Source organism: Wolbachia endosymbiont (group A) of Machimus atricapillus (assembly GCF_964027095.1).
Lineage (GTDB): Bacteria > Pseudomonadota > Alphaproteobacteria > Rickettsiales > Anaplasmataceae > Wolbachia.
Window position 1 is genome coordinate 858,165 of the sequence record NZ_OZ034727.1, and the last position, 15,816, is coordinate 873,980.

Sequence of the window (15,816 nt, forward strand, 5' to 3'; positions counted from 1 at the left end):
ATCTAGAGAGTGGTGGTATTGTAATTGATTTTATTTCCATTGCAGCTTATTATTCATGAATAATCTCAATAAAAATAATGAAGTTAAGTGAAATCAGAGAAAGATTTATAAAATTTTTTATAAGTAATGGCCACGAACAGGTTTCTTCTTCTCCTTTGATTCCAGAACATGACCCAACACTCATGTTTACAAATGCTGGTATGGTGCAGTTTAAAAATATTTTTACTGGTGCTCAAAAAACTGAAATGAAACGTGCTGTCTCAAGTCAAAAGTGCCTAAGAGCAGGCGGTAAACACAACGATCTTGAAAATGTTGGCTATACAACTCGGCATCACACATTTTTTGAAATGCTCGGAAATTTTAGCTTTGGTGATTACTTTAAGGAAACTGCGATAGAATTTGCGTGGAAATTTATCACTAAGGAGTTATCTCTTGATAAAAACAGACTATCCATAACCGTCTACCATACTGATGATGAGGCGTACGAGATTTGGCGTAAGATAAGTGGCTTTTCAAGTGATAAAATCATAAGAATTGCAACGGACGATAACTTTTGGAGTATGGGAAGCACTGGTCCATGCGGTCCATGTTCTGAAATTTTTTATGATCATGGGAGTCCTAATTTACAAGACGACGATAGAATTGTTGAAATCTGGAATCTGGTATTCATGGAGTTTAACAAAGATGAAGAAGGTAATTTACACAAATTGCCAAAAAAATGCATCGATACTGGAATGGGTCTTGAGAGAATAGCTACTGTAATGCAAAATGTCCATGATAACTATGATATTGATCTATTTTCTGCTCTGATCAATAAATCTCAAGAGTACTGTGGAAGAACGGAAAATAAAATAGCGCATAAGATCGTAGCAGATCATCTTCGCGCGGCTGCATTTCTCATCGCAGAAGGAGTGCTTCCTGGAAATGAGGGCAGGAATTACGTATTACGCAGATTAATTAGGAGAGCCGCGCGTTATATCCACCTGCTTGGATATAATGATTCTCTACTCCATCGCATTTTTCCGGCGCTGATAGATAGCACGAGTTCGGCTTATATGGGAGATGTTTATCCTGAATTAGTCAGAGCCAAAAGCTTAATAGAAACGACGTTAAAATCAGAGGAAGAAAACTTTAAAGACACTTTGATGAAAGGTATCAATCTTCTGGAGAAATTCACTACAGATTTAAAATCGGGCGATACTTTACCTGGAGAATCAGCATTTAAGCTATATGACACCTATGGGTTTCCTTTGGATATTACACTTGATGTTTTAAAAGAGAAAAAAATAAATTTTGACCAGAAGGGTTTTGATAATGCAATGGGAGAACAAAAAGAGAGAGCACGTGCTAAATGGGCTGGATCTGGTGAAAAATCTGTTGAGCAAGTATGGTTTGATTTGATCAATAAATTTGGCAAAACAAAATTTGTTGGTTATGAGTTCAATGAAGTAAGTGATGCGAAAATACTAGCTATAGTTTCCTCTAAAAATGAAGTAATTGATTCTGCAAAGGAGGGAGAAAAGATAATCATTATACTTGATAAAACACCTTTTTATGGCGAGTCAGGTGGACAGGTGGGGGATACTGGCAGTCTGATCAAACCTGGTAGAAGTATTATTATAGTCGAGAATACCCATAAGGTTAATGACCTATGTTTGCACAGATGCATAGTTAAATTCGGCTCAATTTGTAAAGGTGATGTAGTTACAGCAAGCATCGACAAGGAAAGAAGGCAAACCTTAAGAAGAAATCATTCGGCTACGCATCTTCTGCACTTTGCATTGAGGAAAATCTTGGGTGATCATGTCACTCAAAAAGGTTCCCTAGTTGCACCAGATAGACTGAGATTCGACTTCAGCCATAACACTCAAGTGACTCAAGATCAGTTATTCTGGGTAGAGGATATGGTAAACTCTCTAATCAGAGAAAATCTTTCTGCATCTACAAAAATTCAAAGCATGAATCAGGCAATAGACGAAGGAGCCATGGCGTTGTTTGGTGAAAAATATGGTGATCAGGTTAGAGTTGTAAATATTGGAGATTCGAAAGAGCTATGTGGTGGCACGCACGTTGAACATACTGGAGAAATCGGTTTATTTAAGATAGTAACAGAAAGTTCTGTTGCTTTTGGAGTGAGGAGAATTGAAGCTTTAACTGGTCAGGAAGCAATCAATTATGTACGTGATAATGAAATTAACTTAAAAAAAGTTGCAGAATTCGTAAAAGTGCCAGTAAGTGAAATAACAAGCAGATTAAGTGTTTTAAGTCAAGAACACAAAAAATCCGAAACCAAAATAAGAAACCTATATAAAAAGCTTGTGAGTGCAGAGAATATAAAAAGCACTGAAATAAATGGAATAAATTTTATAAGCCACACTTTCACTGATATTCCAGCAAATGTGATAAGAGAGTTTGTTTTGCAGCAACAAAAACCAAAAACGGTAATAGCTTTCACGGCAACAGAAAAAGATAAAACAGTCTTGATTATTAAAGTAAGTAAAGACTTAATCAATAAGATTAGCGCAAAAGAACTAATATCAATAGCAGTTGAAAAGAACTGTGGTGGGAATGCTGAACTTGCACAAACAGGCTGTGATAGCAATAAAATAGATGATGCCATTACAGCCATTTATAGCAAAATAACCGCTTCTAAGCACTCTACATCATACCGCCGCGGTATCTCTTAGCCGCTAACAAGTAGCAACTGTTCTCCCTCGTCATACCGTAACGGTATCTCTAGATCCCGCTAACAAGCAGCGGGATGACGAGGTTATCGTCACATGCCGCCGCGAACCGTCATACTGCCGCAGATCGTCATACCGCGATTCATTCGCGGTATCTCATCCGCTAACACGTAGCGGGATGACAGCAGTCCTACGTCATGCCGCCGCGAACCGTCATACTGCCGCAGATCGTCATACCGCGATTCATTCGCGGTATCTCATCCGCTAACACGTAGTGGGATGACAGCAGTCCTACGTCATGCCGCCGTGAACCGTCATACTGCCGCAGATCGTCATACCGCGATTCATTCGCGGTATCTCATCCGCTAACACGTAGTGGGATGACAGCAGTCCTACGTCATGCCGCCGCGAACCGTCATACCGCCACAGACCGTCATACCGCGATTCATTCGCGGTATCTCTTAGCATAGATCCCGCTAACAAGCAGCGGGATGACGGTTGTCATGGTGTCATGAAAGTAGCTGACACTGGTTTCTATCCAAGAGGGTGTCATCCGAGTAGCTTGACTACTTGGATCCAGAAAACTTAACTTTAAATAAGTGGCTGCATAATAAAGACTAGATTCCAGCGTCACGTGCACAACTGTACGAGCGTTGTGATTTTGGCCCATCAGGAGGGTGTCATCCCAGTGCTTGACACTGGGATCCAGGAATTTTAATTGTAAGTAAGCATACTGAGTTGATAAGTATAAAAGTAGCTAGAAAATAAACATTTTTGATGAGATTATATGGAAAACTGGATTCCAGTGTCAAGCACTGGAATGACAAGAAGAGGGTACTTGGATAAGAGGCATTGCCCTTCTGGTAGGCCCAAATCACAATGTTCGTACAGTTATGCGTTATGCGCTGGAATGACAACGTAAGGTGAATTTTTCAACATCCCAAAATTACAGAATTTAGTCTGTTTAATTAAGTGTGAACTGTTACACGAAAATTTTGTAAACAGATTAATATGCCCTGTTTTTGCTATTCATCTAAAAATGGAGCCATAGAGTACGTTGATGAGCATAAGCAAATTTTAATGCAAAAATTACTATCAGAAAATAGATTACGCAAGAGGTCTAATTATTCTGCCGCAATTTTGCTCTATCAAACTTGCCACATTTAATATTCCAGCTTCGTCATAATAATTTCCAATCACTTGCAAGGCAAGTGGTAAACCCTCATTGGAAAGCCCAACAGGAACAGAAATAGCAGGCAATCCTGCAAGACTTGCTGGCACGGTAAACACATCATTGATGCACATAATTAGCGGATCTGGCTTTTCATTTAAGCCAAAAGCTTCTGTTGGAGCAGATGGCACAAGTATGTAATCTATTTTTTCAAACGCTTTTATAAAATCATTTCTGATTAATGCTCTAATGCACTGCGCTTTTTCGTAATATTCATTATAATGACCTGAAGAAAGCGCATAAGCGCCAATTAAAATTCTTCTTTTCACCTCTTTACCAAAACCTTCTGCTCTTGTTAGTGAATACATTTCTTCAAGGGTATCAGCATCAACCCTTAATCCATAACGCACACCATCGTAACGAGCAAGATTGGATGAAGTTTCAGCAGAACAGATTAAATAATAGACCGGTATTGCATATTTAGTATGTGGCAGAGTAATGTCAACAACTTCAGCGCCATTTTCTTTTAAATAGGAAGCAACTCTTTCCCAATTATGAACTATTTCCTCTGAAATTCCATCCATCCTATATTCTTTTGGTATACCAATACACTTACCCTTGACATCACCATTTATAAAGCTAGAAAATTTAGGCACTGGCTTTTCGCTCGATATTGAATCTTTTTTATCATAGCCACAAATTGCTTCCAGCATTAATGCTGAATCAGAGACAGAACGAGTAATGACTCCTGCTTGATCCAGAGAACTCGCAAATGCAATCATACCAAAACGCGAGCATCTTCCATAAGTTGGCTTTATTCCAACTACTCCACAATAAGCTGCTGGTTGGCGTACAGATCCACCGGTGTCGCTTCCTAACGCTCCAGCGCATAAAAATCCAGCAACCGATGCTGCAGATCCACCAGATGATCCACCAGGAACAACTTTTTCCCCATCACTTTTTCTAATCCACACATTTTCAACAGGGCCAAAATAGCTGTTTGTGTTCGCAGAACCCATAGCAAATTCATCCATATTAAGCTTACCGAGCATGGCTGCTCCACTTTTTAAAAGCAAGTCAGACACCGTAGATTCGTAAGTCGGAACGAAATTTTCCAGCATTTTTGAGCATGCTGTTGTTTTTATTCCTTTTGTACAGAATAGATCTTTGATGCCAACTGGTATACCCATGAGCGGCGAGATTAAATCATCCTTTTGCCTAGAGAAATGTTCATCTGCAGCTTTAGCAGCTTTCATTGCTATCTCTGGGGTTTTTGTTATAAATGCATTTAATTTCTCATTTTCAACCGCACTGATGTGCGCCTCCACGAGTTCAACAGCGGAAAAACTCCTTTTTTTGAGCCCGTCATGCATTTGTGTAATACTTAACTTTTTTAGTTCATTCATCAATATTTAATTTTTAGCAAGACGTTAATTATAACATGGCACGATAAAAAATCCATACATTTATAGTTACAGCTAGAAATATAGCTAAGAACCTGTACATAATTGATGCTCAGAGTGTAAAGAACGCAGATACTGCTGAAGAAAAAGGCTATGACGCTGGTAAAAAAATCTCAGGGCCATATCGCAGTTGATACTCAAGACATGCAATTTATGTAGCAACTGCAGGAACAACTAGTGCTGTGAGAATGGTCAACAATGCAAAAGAAAACCTTTCTGGAGTTAAAAATATACTGGTTGATGCGGGCTATACAGGAGAGAATTTTGCAACTCAAATAAAAGATATTATTGGTGCAACTGTTGAAGTAATAAAGCGAAGTGAATTTGAACAGGCTCTTACAAAGTATACAAAAAACGTTTACAATCAACGTTCAACGTGATAAATTAAAGACGGTTTATTCCTCGGTAGCTCAGTGGTAGAGCAGTTGGCTGTTAACCAATTGGTCGCTGGTTCGAATCCGGCCCGGGGAGCTTTTCTCTGTGAAATTCTAGTGTTAATCTTATATGGGCATTAAATCAGTTGTCTTATGTATACTAGATGGCTGGGGAAATGGAGTAGAAAGCAGTAAATATAATGCTATTAGCAACGCAAATCCACCCTGTTGGCAATATATTAGCTCTAATTATCCAAAATGCAGTTTGTCCGCCTGTGGAACTGATGTTGGGTTACCTGGTGGTCAAATAGGTAATTCAGAAGTTGGCCATATGAATATTGGCAGTGGTAGAGTAGTAATGCAAAGCCTTCAGCGCATTAATCAAGAAATTGGAACAATAGAAAACAATGCAAATCTACAAAGCTTTATTAGTAATCTAAAAAGTAAGAACGGAGTATGCCATCTGGTGGGATTAGTGTCAGATGGCGGTGTTCATTCGCATCAAAAGCATATTTCGACTTTAGCAAATAAAATATCACAGCATGGAATCAAAGTGGTGATACATGCATTTTTAGATGGCAGAGACACATTACCAAATTCAGGAAAAAAATGCATTCAAGAATTTATAAAGAGTATAAAGGGAAATGACATAAGAATTGCTACTGTTTCTGGGCGTTACTATGCTATGGACCGTGATAACAGGTGGGAGAGAACAATTGAAGCTTATGAGGCTATCGCATTTGCAAAGGCACCTCGTCATGATAATGCAGTATCGTTGATTGATGAAAATTATCAAAATAACATAACTGATGAGTTTGTCAGGCCCGCAGTAATAGGTGACTATCAAGGTATAAAACCAGAAGATGGAGTGCTGTTGGCTAACTTTCGTGCTGATCGAATGATACAATTAGCAAGTATTTTACTAAACCAATCAGGTGTCATTCCAGCGCGTGACGCTGGAATCTATGGTCAAACTACTCGTACGACAGAAGGTCGTAAACGAAAACCATTTTCTTCAATTCTAAGTATGATGAAGTATAAAGAAGATCTTAAAATTCCTTATATTTTTCCTCCTATATCTTTTGCTAACACTTTAGGACAAACAATAGAAGACAATAAATTGCAACAATTACGCATCGCCGAAACCGAAAAATACGCTCATGTGACTTTCTTTTTCAATTGTGGAAAAGAAGAACCTTTCTCTGGTGAAGAAAGAATACTCATTCCCTCACCAAAAGTTCAAACTTATGATTTGCAGCCCGAAATGTCAGCCTTTGAGCTCACAGAAAAGCTTGTAGAAAAAATTCACTCCCAAGAATTCGCACTGATAGTTGTAAATTACGCTAATCCTGATATGGTAGGGCATACAGGTAATATAAAAGCAGCCGAGAAAGCTGTGCTAGCTGTAGATGATTGTCTTGCGAAAGTGCTGAGTGCTGTTAAAAAGTCAAGCAACACTGCATTAATTGTTACTGCAGACCATGGTAATGTGGAATGTATGTTCGATGAAGAAAATAATACACCTCATACAGCGCACACTCTAAATAAAGTGCCATTTATTGTGTCTTGCGATAATCTAAAACTAAGAGACGGAAGATTATCTGATATCGCTCCCACTATTTTACAGCTACTTGGAATTAAGAAACCGGATGAAATGACAGGCAGTTCGTTGATTTCTTGCATTACCCTCTGTCATTCCAGCTAGGCAGCGTCATGCGCTGGCAAATAGATGTGTTTTAACTTAACCCAACTTTTAAATTTTTCGCTGTTAGTACTAATGATTCATTAAAGAAGCTGTCTATATCACCAATATTACCTATACTTTTTGTACTGATAGATTGGTCAATCCTTTTGACTAAATTAGATAAAACTTTATTAGGGCCAATTTCAACAAATTTGTTAATGCCACGGCTTGCCATATACAAAACCATTTCTCTCCATTTCACTCTGCTTATGACTTGTTTAGCAAGTAAAGCTTTTATAACTTTGGGATCACTCTCCTCTTTAGCTGTAACATTTGATATCAAAGGAACTATAGGACGGGTTATTTTAATACCCTCCAAAAATTCCAAAACTTTTTCATCAACAGGTTTCATAAGAGATGAGTGAAAAGGTCCACTAACCTGTAACTTAACTAATCTCTTGATGTTCAAGTTCTTGAGCAAATCGGGTAATATTTCAAGACCCTCTCTAGTACCACTTATAACCACTTGTCCGCCACCGTTATCGTTTGCAATTTCACAAATTCCGTCAATTTGAACTGATTTCAATATATCTTCCACTTCATTTATCTCTGCTCCAAGCAACGCAACCATTCCCCCTTCACATTTCAAAGAAGCTTCATGCATTGCTTCGCTGCGAACTTTCAGCAGCTTGATTGCAGACTCAAGAGTCAATGCCCCTGCAGCACATAGCGCTGTATATTCACCGACTGAATGTCCACAAACATATTTAATTCCATAATTAGAAAAAAGAGATTCACCAAACACATGCTCGATAACGCGTAGCGTCGCGATTGACACTGCCATTATAGCTGGCTGAGCGTTTTCTGTAATGGTTAATTCTTCAATAGGACCGTTGAAGATTAAATGAGACAGCTTTCTACCCAATATGCTATCCATTTCATTAAATACTTGTCTTGCAACGGAAAACTCACTATATAAGCTCTTTCCCATTCCTACAAACTGAGAGCCCTGACCAGGGAAAGCAAAAATCATGATAACTATTATTTATTCCTTATTAAGTATAACATTTTATTTATTTTTTGTCAATATTTTAGAATAATGATTGACTTAGTGAATTAAGTTCACTAGAATATTAACTGACTAAAAGTTTATAAGCAACAATGGCAGAAATTGATTATCATAAGGTTACTATAGTCATGACAGATGGTCAAGAGTTTGAAACTCGTTCCACTTATGGAAAGGAAGGTGATAAGATAAAACTTGATAGGGATCCTCTCACTCACCCTGCATGGACTGGAAGTTTGACAAGCGGGTCAGCAAGTAAAACTAGCAAATTAGCTAAGTTTAACGATAAATATGGGGATATTTTCTAGTTTTTCGCTTCTTTTTCAGAGTGAAGCATGCATAAATACAAAAATATAGGCTATATCGCTTCTGAGTCACCAAAATCGCAGGAAGTATCTAAACTATTAAAGAAACTTAATTTTATCAATATAACAGAAGAAAATAAGTCCGAAATCGATCTATTGATAGTTGTTGGCGGTGATGGCTTTATGCTACGCACCTTGCATAATTACGTTATAGAAAACAAAAACACACACGTATACGGAGTAAACACTGGCAATGTTGGGTTTTTGATGAATAAATGCTTTAGCCGCAGTGAAGATTTAATTGATCATATAGAGCACGCAACTTCAACTCAGTTAACTTTACTAAAAATGGAAGCAACAGACACAAGTGGCAAGAAATACCACTATATAGCGGTAAACGAAGTATATGTTTTTAGGAAAGCAAACCAAATAGTAGAGATGAATATTACTATTAATGATAAACTAAAAGTAGAAAAATTTAGAGGGGATGGAGTAATATTATCTACTCCCACAGGCAGCACTGCATATAACTTCTCTGCCGGTGGCCCAATCTTGCCACTAAATTCAAACTTACTTGCACTGACCTCCATCAATAGCTATTACCCAAGGCATTGGAATGGAGCACTAATCTCAAATGATACGATCGTACAAATTGACATTAACGACACAAAAAATCGTCCAGCGCTTGTAGTATCAGATTACAAAGAGTTTCATAATATATCACAGATAAAAATACAAAAAGACCATGAGAACACAATCACTCTGCTTTTTGACAAAGACGACTCACTCAATGAAAGAATCTTTGATAGGCAATTTCTATACTAAATTTTTCATAATTATCCGTAAACTGGTATTTACTACATCTTAATAACTATAGCGTAATCAACACAACATAGTAATTAATTTTGGAGTAAATATGGGACCAGTAACGAATCTACCATCGTCTGAAGAGAATGCACTATTAATATTTGACTTTGATCAAACAATTACAAATAAGTCTATGTGCAATTTCTTTACATCCAAGGGATATGATGATTATGATTCTGGCAAAGAAAAAGCAGTAATTAAAGAAAAAATAGAAGAATTTTTACAAAAGGAAGGCTCGGGAATCAAAAATAAAGAAAAGCTAAGGTCTGTATTAGATTCTGCACTTTCAAGCGGAGTAGAAGTTGCTATTGTATCGTCTGCAAAATACATAAAAGCAGTAGAGTATGTAGTGAAAAATCATTTAGGCTTAACAGAAGAGCAGGCACAAGGTATTAAAGTAGTTGGAGGAACGACTAAGCGTCAAGATCCACTAAATTCAGCAGAAGTAGCTAAAAGAATGAATGAGCCTCAAGATCCACAAATTGGAAAACATCTATGTGTTTTATCTCTTTTAAAAGCATATAAGAAAGACAAAGGTATGTTACCGCAAAAAGTCATGTTAGTTGATGGTAATCAGCGGGGCATTAATCCTGCTGATGACTTTTATAAAAGCATCAAGGAAGGATTATTAGAAAAAGATATGAAGGGTCTCTTAGAAAATATAGATCAAGAAATAGCGGAAGTTGATGTCAGGGAAGAGGAAATAAACAATATTGCATTTAAAGGGATTAATGTATCTAGTGAGCCAACAACAGGAACAGACGGAGCAGCGGATGATGGTTATTTAGGCAAAGTAGAAAAATGGATTGGAGAACCTATACCGAATCCTCAGGATATTAAAAGTCCAGGTACGTTTCCAACTCCTCCACCATCGTATAAAAGCAAAGATGACTCTGAAGAGTCTTTGTCACTAAATTCTGATATAGGTAGCACAACAAATAAAAAAACAAACAGATCCTGGCCAAGAGCAAAATATGCCATGCAGCAGAAGGGCTTTATAATTTTTGGTGCAAGTGCTATTATACTTGGCACATCTGCAGCTTTATTATACTTACAAGATAAAGCAAAATTTATTGCATTTTTTACAAACAGCCCAAAATATATCACTATACCAGTTATCGCACTTGCTGCGTTGCTTGCAATTAGTCCAATACTTTTTGCAATAAGGCAATTTAGAGATACTGCAGAGCATAAAACTCAAGAAAAAAATGCGGATGGAATTTTAGATGAGGTGTTAAAGCATCAGCCAGAAAATAAAGCTATAAAATCTGTAAGATTAGAGTATAACAACAACACTCATTCAAATTTTATATTTAATGCTTGGGAATCTAAAAACGACTTCATTAACATTGATGAAAAAGTAATTAGTAGAACTAATAAAATAGAATCAGTAATTAACAATAGGCCACTATTTACTGCATTACTGACCGGTGTAGTTGCTGCAAATATAGCACTTCCTTTATTGCTGTACGCGGAAGGCGGTGTTAATAACGTACAAAAATTTTACCAAAACCCTTTGACTAATAACATAGGGTTATCATTGCTTATAGGCTCAGGTGTACTTGCATTATTAGTTGTATGTTTTGGCGTGCATTATTATAACAAAACAAATTGCACTAACCTTATATATTCTCAGGAAAAGATTAACACTGAAAGCGTTAACAAGAAATTCATTGAAGAAATAAAACAAGAAAGAACAGAGGTTCTTGGAGAAAACCACAGTAAAGATGCTAAACGCAGCAGCTTAACGCTTGAGCAAGTTGTAGTCCAATCTCATAATTGTAAGGATGTTGTTTATAGTGTCGGTTAATAAAATGCATGATATAGCTAGTGCAACCCTACGTCATACCGCCGCAGAATAATTAACCGTCATACCGCCGCGGTATCTCAGCCGCTAACAAGAGATCCCGCTAACACGTAGCGGGATGACGAATATACCGCCGCGGTATCTCTTAGCCGCTAACAAGTAGCGGGATACTTAACCATCGTCTACACCGTCATACCGCCGCGGTATCTCAGCCGCTAACAAGAGATCCCGCTAACACGTAGCGGGATGACGAATATACCGTCGCGGTATCTCTTAGCCGCTAACAAGTAGCGGGATACTTAACCATCGTCTACACCGTCATACCGCCGCGGTATCTCAGCCGCTAACAAGAGATCCCGCTAACACGTAGCGGGATGACGAATATACCGTCGCGGTATCTCTTAGCCGCTAACAAGTAGCGGGATACTTAACCATCATCTACACCGTCATACCGCGATTCATTCGCGGTATCTCGCTAACACGTAGCGGGATGACAGCAGTCCTACATCATATCGTCACGGTATCTCTTGGCCGCTAACAAGCAGCGGGATGACGGTTGTCGTTTAGCTACAAACGTTAAGAAATTTACTAAACGAAAAAAAAGGCAAAAGAAGCCCTAGTCATTGTCTATTTTCAGTATTGGCGTTTTTTAAGCCTTAAACACTGCAATTTAGCTGCTTTTAAATGCAACTAACCTTAGTTTAAATGTTTAAGAAATTTACTAAGCAGAAAAAAAGGCAAAAGAAACCCCGTGGTAATTAGTGTTCACTCCCTAATCCTGCAAATTGGCGTACTATACTGTCTTAAACGACTTATAAGCGCGTTTCAGCTTATATAGGTAAAAACCTAGAAATATTGTGAAGACATAAGGTGCACATAGTGCAAAAAATTAAAAATAAGACGCCAACTACGTTGTTTTCTTGCTGTTTAATCTGCACAGATGAAGATAACTGAATACCTTCAGTTTCATGATAAGGGGGCTGGCGAAGGGTGTCAAGTAAGTTTTTCTTTTCCGTGAATTCCCTTTGAAGTCGAGTATTGAAAATTGACTGGAGAGTTGTGGATTACTTTGTATATGTCATAACAAGCCATGGCACTCTCGGCAAAACCACTTAGTATCAACTTGAGTTTGCCTGGATAAGTAGCTATATCTCCGATTGCATATATTCTATCTCTACTGGTTCTAAGTGTAGCTGGGTCGACAATTATGCGGCCATGTTCTAACTCTATACCCCAACTGTTTATTGGACCAAGATTCATTGACAATCCAAAAAATGGCAGCAAAGAATCAGCGGATATTTCTTTTTCTTCCTTAGAGGCAATGTTTTTTACTATCACTGCGCTCAACTGCCCATTACCTCCTGCTAGTTCGTGTAATTGATATGGCACTACCAGTTCTATCTTTCCATCATTTTCAAGTGATTCTAATTTATTTCTAGTTTCAGGAGTGCAGCGAAATTCCTTTCTTCTATGTATCACATAAATTTTCTTTGCAACTTTAGAAAGTTCTACAGTCCAATCAGCTGCAGAATCACCCCCCCCTGCAATGACTATAGTTTTGTCCTGAAAATCAGAAATTTTATTTACACTGTAAAATACAGATTGATTTTCATATTCTAATATACCACTTAAGGGTGGACGGTTAGGTTCAAACATTCCGTTACCTGCAGCAACAATAACAGCCTTACATTTTACCTCTGTACCTGTGTTAGTTATGATAGTAAAGCTTTGATCACAGTTATTCGAAATCTTTTCCACTTTTTGACTTAAATGGTAAACAGGCTCAAATGGTGAAGCTTGCTCCATTAATTGCTCAATTAATTTTTGGGCAGTAATTACAGGATAACCAGGTATATCATATATTGGCTTTTCTGGGTAAAGAGCTGTGCATTGTCCTCCTGCTTGATCCAAAACATCTATTATATGACATCTCATATCAAGCATTCCCGCTTGAAAAGCAGTGAATATTCCAATAGGCCCTGCACCTATTATTACTATATCGGTTTTCATATTCAGATGGTAATCTATTTATAGATATTAGCTTTCTTCGCTAATAAGGTCAATTTACAAAGGGATGTATTTTTAAAAGATGTGGCTAGATTAGATAAGATTTCCAGCGTTATGAACCACATAGTCCAAATAAGCTCTAAAAATCAGCTAACATCGCGGGATGCTGTGCGGACGGAATGGGATTCGAACCCATGGTACGCTCATCACGTACGTCAGTTTTCAAGACTGGTGCCTTAAACCGCTCGGCCATCCGTCCATTTCTTTTCTATCACAACATTTGATTTTAAGCAATCTATAAAAGCTTTACTTGCCCACGCAAAAGTTGCTAAACACACTACTCAATATTTCCTCAACATTAATAATTCCAATCACCGCACCAAGTTCAAATGCAGCAAGCCTCAAATCTTCAGATATCAACTCAATTGGATTATCGATATTAAAACGTTGTAAATGTTCCAGTGCTTTCTGCATGTGACTCCTATGTCTTTGCCGAGTAATCACAGGAGTGTCTCTATCATGCCCAAATTTTTCCTCTGCCTTCTTTTTTATGAGAGAGATCAACTTGTTTGTACCTATTCCCTTTAAAATAGAAATAGGTAGAAAATCTACATCGCCAATCAGTATATTTCTGTCATTAATTGCATCGTCAGCTTTGCTCAATACATAAATAGTATCGCTATTTACAACGTTGCAATTGATATTATAACGTTGTTCAAAAGGAAATAGTTCTATTCTTAGATCAGCTTCAAAAGACCTCTTTTTTGCTCGACTTATGCCTTCTGATTCTATCGGGTCTGAACTCTCACGAATTCCAGCAGTATCAGAGAGAATGATTGGGTATCCGCCAATGTCAATATGAGCTTCAAGCACGTCTCTTGTTGTGCCTGCATATTCAGAAACAATAGCAATATCACGCTTGGCTAAGAAATTAAATAGAGTTGATTTACCGACATTTGGTTCACCAGTTATTACAATATGTAAACCCTCACGCAACCTTTCGCCCCGTCTATTATCATTTAAATGCTCTTGTATCAACTGCACGAGAGATTGCACTTCATTATTAATTTTTTTCAATTCACTTTTTTCTGCCCAAATGTCCTCTGGAAAGTCTATATATGCTTCGATTTTGGATTGTATCGTTATTAATCTTTGCCTCCAATTGCTGTATAGTCTCTCCAATTCTCCCGATATCTGCTTAATCGCTTGTTTAGCTTGCATTTTCGTCTCAGCATCAATTAAGTCTGCAATCCCTTCTATTTGCGTTAAGTCAAATTTACTATTTAGAAAAGCCCTAAGTGAGAATTCTCCAGGCTTGGCCATAACGAAAATTTTTGATAATTCCTCCAAGATGATTTTTATGACTGCCTTGCTTCCATGCACTTGTAACTCTATAACGTTCTCGCCAGTGAAACTGTTTGGAGCAGGGAAATAGATGATTATTCCATTATCTATCAATTGATTGGAATCATCATATAGATCAACTAAAGTAGCAAATCTTGGTTTAATTTCTTTCTTAATATGAAAATGATTTAAAGCTTTAAGCGCGTAGTTGCCTGAAATTCTGATTACTGCAACTCCTGACTTACCCAATACGGTCGATAAAGCGAAAATAGTTTCATTTGTGTTTGTCATTATTTATATAAACTACTTAGCAATATTACACTTAAGAAACCAAAATACCTAATTTGAAAATATTCAAAATTTTTATCTATCTTGCTAGTTTATAGTAATATCATATTAATAAATACATTATATAAAAAACTGCAAAGGTCACTCAGGTGAAAATATTTATTTTGAAAACTGATAATATGATTTATAATTATCAACATAGGTTTTAAATATTTTATGCTCAAGAAATTAGCTTGGTATTGGTCTTTTGTAGAGTTAATTAAAGGGTTTGTTATTACATTAAAATATATGTTTAAGCCAAAGGTTACTTTGAGGTATCCTATGGAGAAGGGCCCTTTAAGTCCAAGGTTTCGTGGTGAGCATGCGTTGCGTAGGTATCCAAACGGTGAAGAACGATGCATAGCTTGTAAATTATGCGAAGTTATCTGCCCTGCTCAAGCAATAGTTATTGAAGCAGAGGAAAGAGAAGACGGTAGTCGTCGCACCACGCGCTATGATATTGATATGACAAAATGCATATACTGCGGACTTTGCCAAGAGGCATGTCCAGTTGATGCAATTGTGGAGGGTCCTAACTTTGAATTTGCTACTGAAACAAGAGAGGAGCTAATGTACAATAAAGAAAAGTTATTGCGTAATGGTGAAGTTTGGGAAGACGCAATTGCACTCAGGTTAAAAAAGAATAGACCGTACTACTGATGTTAAAAATTTATAGCTTTCAAATCATTCCTCTGTTACCCAGGTGCTGTTTTTCTG

The 15,816-nt window shown here is 37.5% G+C and carries 12 protein-coding genes, 2 tRNA genes and 1 pseudogene; 10 read left to right on the top strand and 5 right to left on the bottom strand.

The window, feature by feature from the left end:
- Nucleotides 1-77: 77 nt before the first annotated feature.
- A complete protein-coding gene (gene alaS / locus AAGD68_RS04180) occupies nt 78-2,687 on the top strand; it encodes an alanine--tRNA ligase (RefSeq protein ID WP_253309454.1) in 2,610 nt (869 codons plus the stop codon).
- A 784-nt stretch (nt 2,688-3,471) separates the two neighbouring features.
- Nucleotides 3,472-3,606, top strand: coding sequence for a hypothetical protein (locus AAGD68_RS04185; protein ID WP_341814139.1), 135 nt, complete (start codon nt 3,472-3,474; stop codon nt 3,604-3,606).
- A 185-nt stretch (nt 3,607-3,791) separates the two neighbouring features.
- Here AAGD68_RS04185 and gatA read toward each other — a convergent pair whose 3' ends face one another.
- Complete coding sequence (gene gatA / locus AAGD68_RS04190) at nt 3,792-5,261, bottom strand: Asp-tRNA(Asn)/Glu-tRNA(Gln) amidotransferase subunit GatA (protein ID WP_264688431.1); 1,470 nt, start codon at nt 5,259-5,261, stop codon at nt 3,792-3,794.
- Nucleotides 5,262-5,359: 98 nt separating this feature from the next.
- On the opposite strand from gatA, the pseudogene AAGD68_RS04195 reads away from it, so the two are divergent.
- From AAGD68_RS04195 to gpmI, 4 genes and pseudogenes are all read left to right on the top strand, one after another.
- Nucleotides 5,360-5,471: pseudogene (locus AAGD68_RS04195) on the top strand (IS5/IS1182 family transposase); the annotation flags it as partial.
- A 35-nt stretch (nt 5,472-5,506) separates the two neighbouring features.
- Entirely contained in the window at nt 5,507-5,698 is a 192-nt protein-coding gene (locus AAGD68_RS04200) for a hypothetical protein (RefSeq protein WP_253309452.1), read from the top strand.
- A gap of 19 nt (nt 5,699-5,717) precedes the next feature.
- Nucleotides 5,718-5,789, top strand: a tRNA-Asn gene (locus AAGD68_RS04205).
- 33 nt (nt 5,790-5,822) lie between these two features.
- Nucleotides 5,823-7,397 (top strand): 2,3-bisphosphoglycerate-independent phosphoglycerate mutase, encoded by a 1,575-nt coding sequence (gene gpmI, locus AAGD68_RS04210; protein ID WP_264688433.1) that lies wholly within the window; start codon nt 5,823-5,825, stop codon nt 7,395-7,397.
- Between the two features lie 31 nt (nt 7,398-7,428).
- Here gpmI and fabD read toward each other — a convergent pair whose 3' ends face one another.
- Nucleotides 7,429-8,409, bottom strand: coding sequence for an ACP S-malonyltransferase (fabD, locus tag AAGD68_RS04215; protein WP_341814140.1), 981 nt, complete (start codon nt 8,407-8,409; stop codon nt 7,429-7,431).
- 128 nt (nt 8,410-8,537) lie between these two features.
- On the opposite strand from fabD, the gene rpmE reads away from it, so the two are divergent.
- The 3 genes from rpmE to AAGD68_RS04230 all read left to right on the top strand — a co-directional run bounded on the left by rpmE (nt 8,538) and on the right by AAGD68_RS04230 (nt 11,424).
- On the top strand, nt 8,538-8,750 hold the full coding sequence (gene rpmE / locus AAGD68_RS04220) for a 50S ribosomal protein L31 (protein ID WP_253309449.1): 213 nt from the start codon (nt 8,538-8,540) through the stop codon (nt 8,748-8,750).
- A 27-nt stretch (nt 8,751-8,777) separates the two neighbouring features.
- The gene (locus AAGD68_RS04225) at nt 8,778-9,572 is read left to right on the top strand and encodes an NAD kinase (RefSeq protein WP_264688435.1); all 795 of its coding nucleotides are present in this window, start codon (nt 8,778-8,780) and stop codon (nt 9,570-9,572) included.
- Between the two features lie 91 nt (nt 9,573-9,663).
- Nucleotides 9,664-11,424, top strand: coding sequence for a hypothetical protein (locus tag AAGD68_RS04230; RefSeq protein ID WP_264688436.1), 1,761 nt, complete (start codon nt 9,664-9,666; stop codon nt 11,422-11,424).
- A 990-nt stretch (nt 11,425-12,414) separates the two neighbouring features.
- On the opposite strand, the gene AAGD68_RS04235 is transcribed toward AAGD68_RS04230, so the two are convergent.
- From AAGD68_RS04235 to mnmE, 3 genes are all read right to left on the bottom strand, one after another.
- Nucleotides 12,415-13,431: an NAD(P)/FAD-dependent oxidoreductase gene (locus AAGD68_RS04235; RefSeq protein ID WP_253309446.1), complete on the bottom strand. Its 1,017-nt coding sequence runs from the start codon at nt 13,429-13,431 to the stop codon at nt 12,415-12,417.
- 168 nt (nt 13,432-13,599) lie between these two features.
- A tRNA-Ser gene (locus AAGD68_RS04240) sits at nt 13,600-13,687 on the bottom strand.
- Between the two features lie 47 nt (nt 13,688-13,734).
- On the bottom strand, nt 13,735-15,063 hold the full coding sequence (gene mnmE, locus AAGD68_RS04245; RefSeq protein WP_264688437.1) for a tRNA uridine-5-carboxymethylaminomethyl(34) synthesis GTPase MnmE: 1,329 nt from the start codon (nt 15,061-15,063) through the stop codon (nt 13,735-13,737).
- A gap of 213 nt (nt 15,064-15,276) precedes the next feature.
- Here mnmE and nuoI point away from each other — a divergent pair, with 213 nt between their 5' ends.
- Nucleotides 15,277-15,759, top strand: a complete 483-nt coding sequence (gene nuoI / locus AAGD68_RS04250; protein ID WP_038199316.1) for an NADH-quinone oxidoreductase subunit NuoI — start codon at nt 15,277-15,279, stop codon at nt 15,757-15,759.
- Nucleotides 15,760-15,816 lie beyond the last annotated feature (57 nt).

What these genes read in the sequence shown, in the direction of transcription:
- alaS (WP_253309454.1), top strand. Translation starts at nt 78, where the DNA reads ATGAAGTTAAGTGAAATCAGAGAAAGATTTATAAAATTTTTTATAAGT.
- AAGD68_RS04185 (WP_341814139.1), top strand. Translation starts at nt 3,472, where the DNA reads ATGGAAAACTGGATTCCAGTGTCAAGCACTGGAATGACAAGAAGAGGG.
- gatA (WP_264688431.1), bottom strand. Translation starts at nt 5,261, where the DNA reads ATGAATGAACTAAAAAAGTTAAGTATTACACAAATGCATGACGGGCTC.
- AAGD68_RS04200 (WP_253309452.1), top strand. Translation starts at nt 5,507, where the DNA reads ATGGTCAACAATGCAAAAGAAAACCTTTCTGGAGTTAAAAATATACTG.
- gpmI (WP_264688433.1), top strand. Translation starts at nt 5,823, where the DNA reads ATGGGCATTAAATCAGTTGTCTTATGTATACTAGATGGCTGGGGAAAT.
- fabD (WP_341814140.1), bottom strand. Translation starts at nt 8,409, where the DNA reads ATGATTTTTGCTTTCCCTGGTCAGGGCTCTCAGTTTGTAGGAATGGGA.
- rpmE (WP_253309449.1), top strand. Translation starts at nt 8,538, where the DNA reads ATGGCAGAAATTGATTATCATAAGGTTACTATAGTCATGACAGATGGT.
- AAGD68_RS04225 (WP_264688435.1), top strand. Translation starts at nt 8,778, where the DNA reads ATGCATAAATACAAAAATATAGGCTATATCGCTTCTGAGTCACCAAAA.
- AAGD68_RS04230 (WP_264688436.1), top strand. Translation starts at nt 9,664, where the DNA reads ATGGGACCAGTAACGAATCTACCATCGTCTGAAGAGAATGCACTATTA.
- AAGD68_RS04235 (WP_253309446.1), bottom strand. Translation starts at nt 13,431, where the DNA reads ATGAAAACCGATATAGTAATAATAGGTGCAGGGCCTATTGGAATATTC.
- mnmE (WP_264688437.1), bottom strand. Translation starts at nt 15,063, where the DNA reads ATGACAAACACAAATGAAACTATTTTCGCTTTATCGACCGTATTGGGT.
- nuoI (WP_038199316.1), top strand. Translation starts at nt 15,277, where the DNA reads ATGCTCAAGAAATTAGCTTGGTATTGGTCTTTTGTAGAGTTAATTAAA.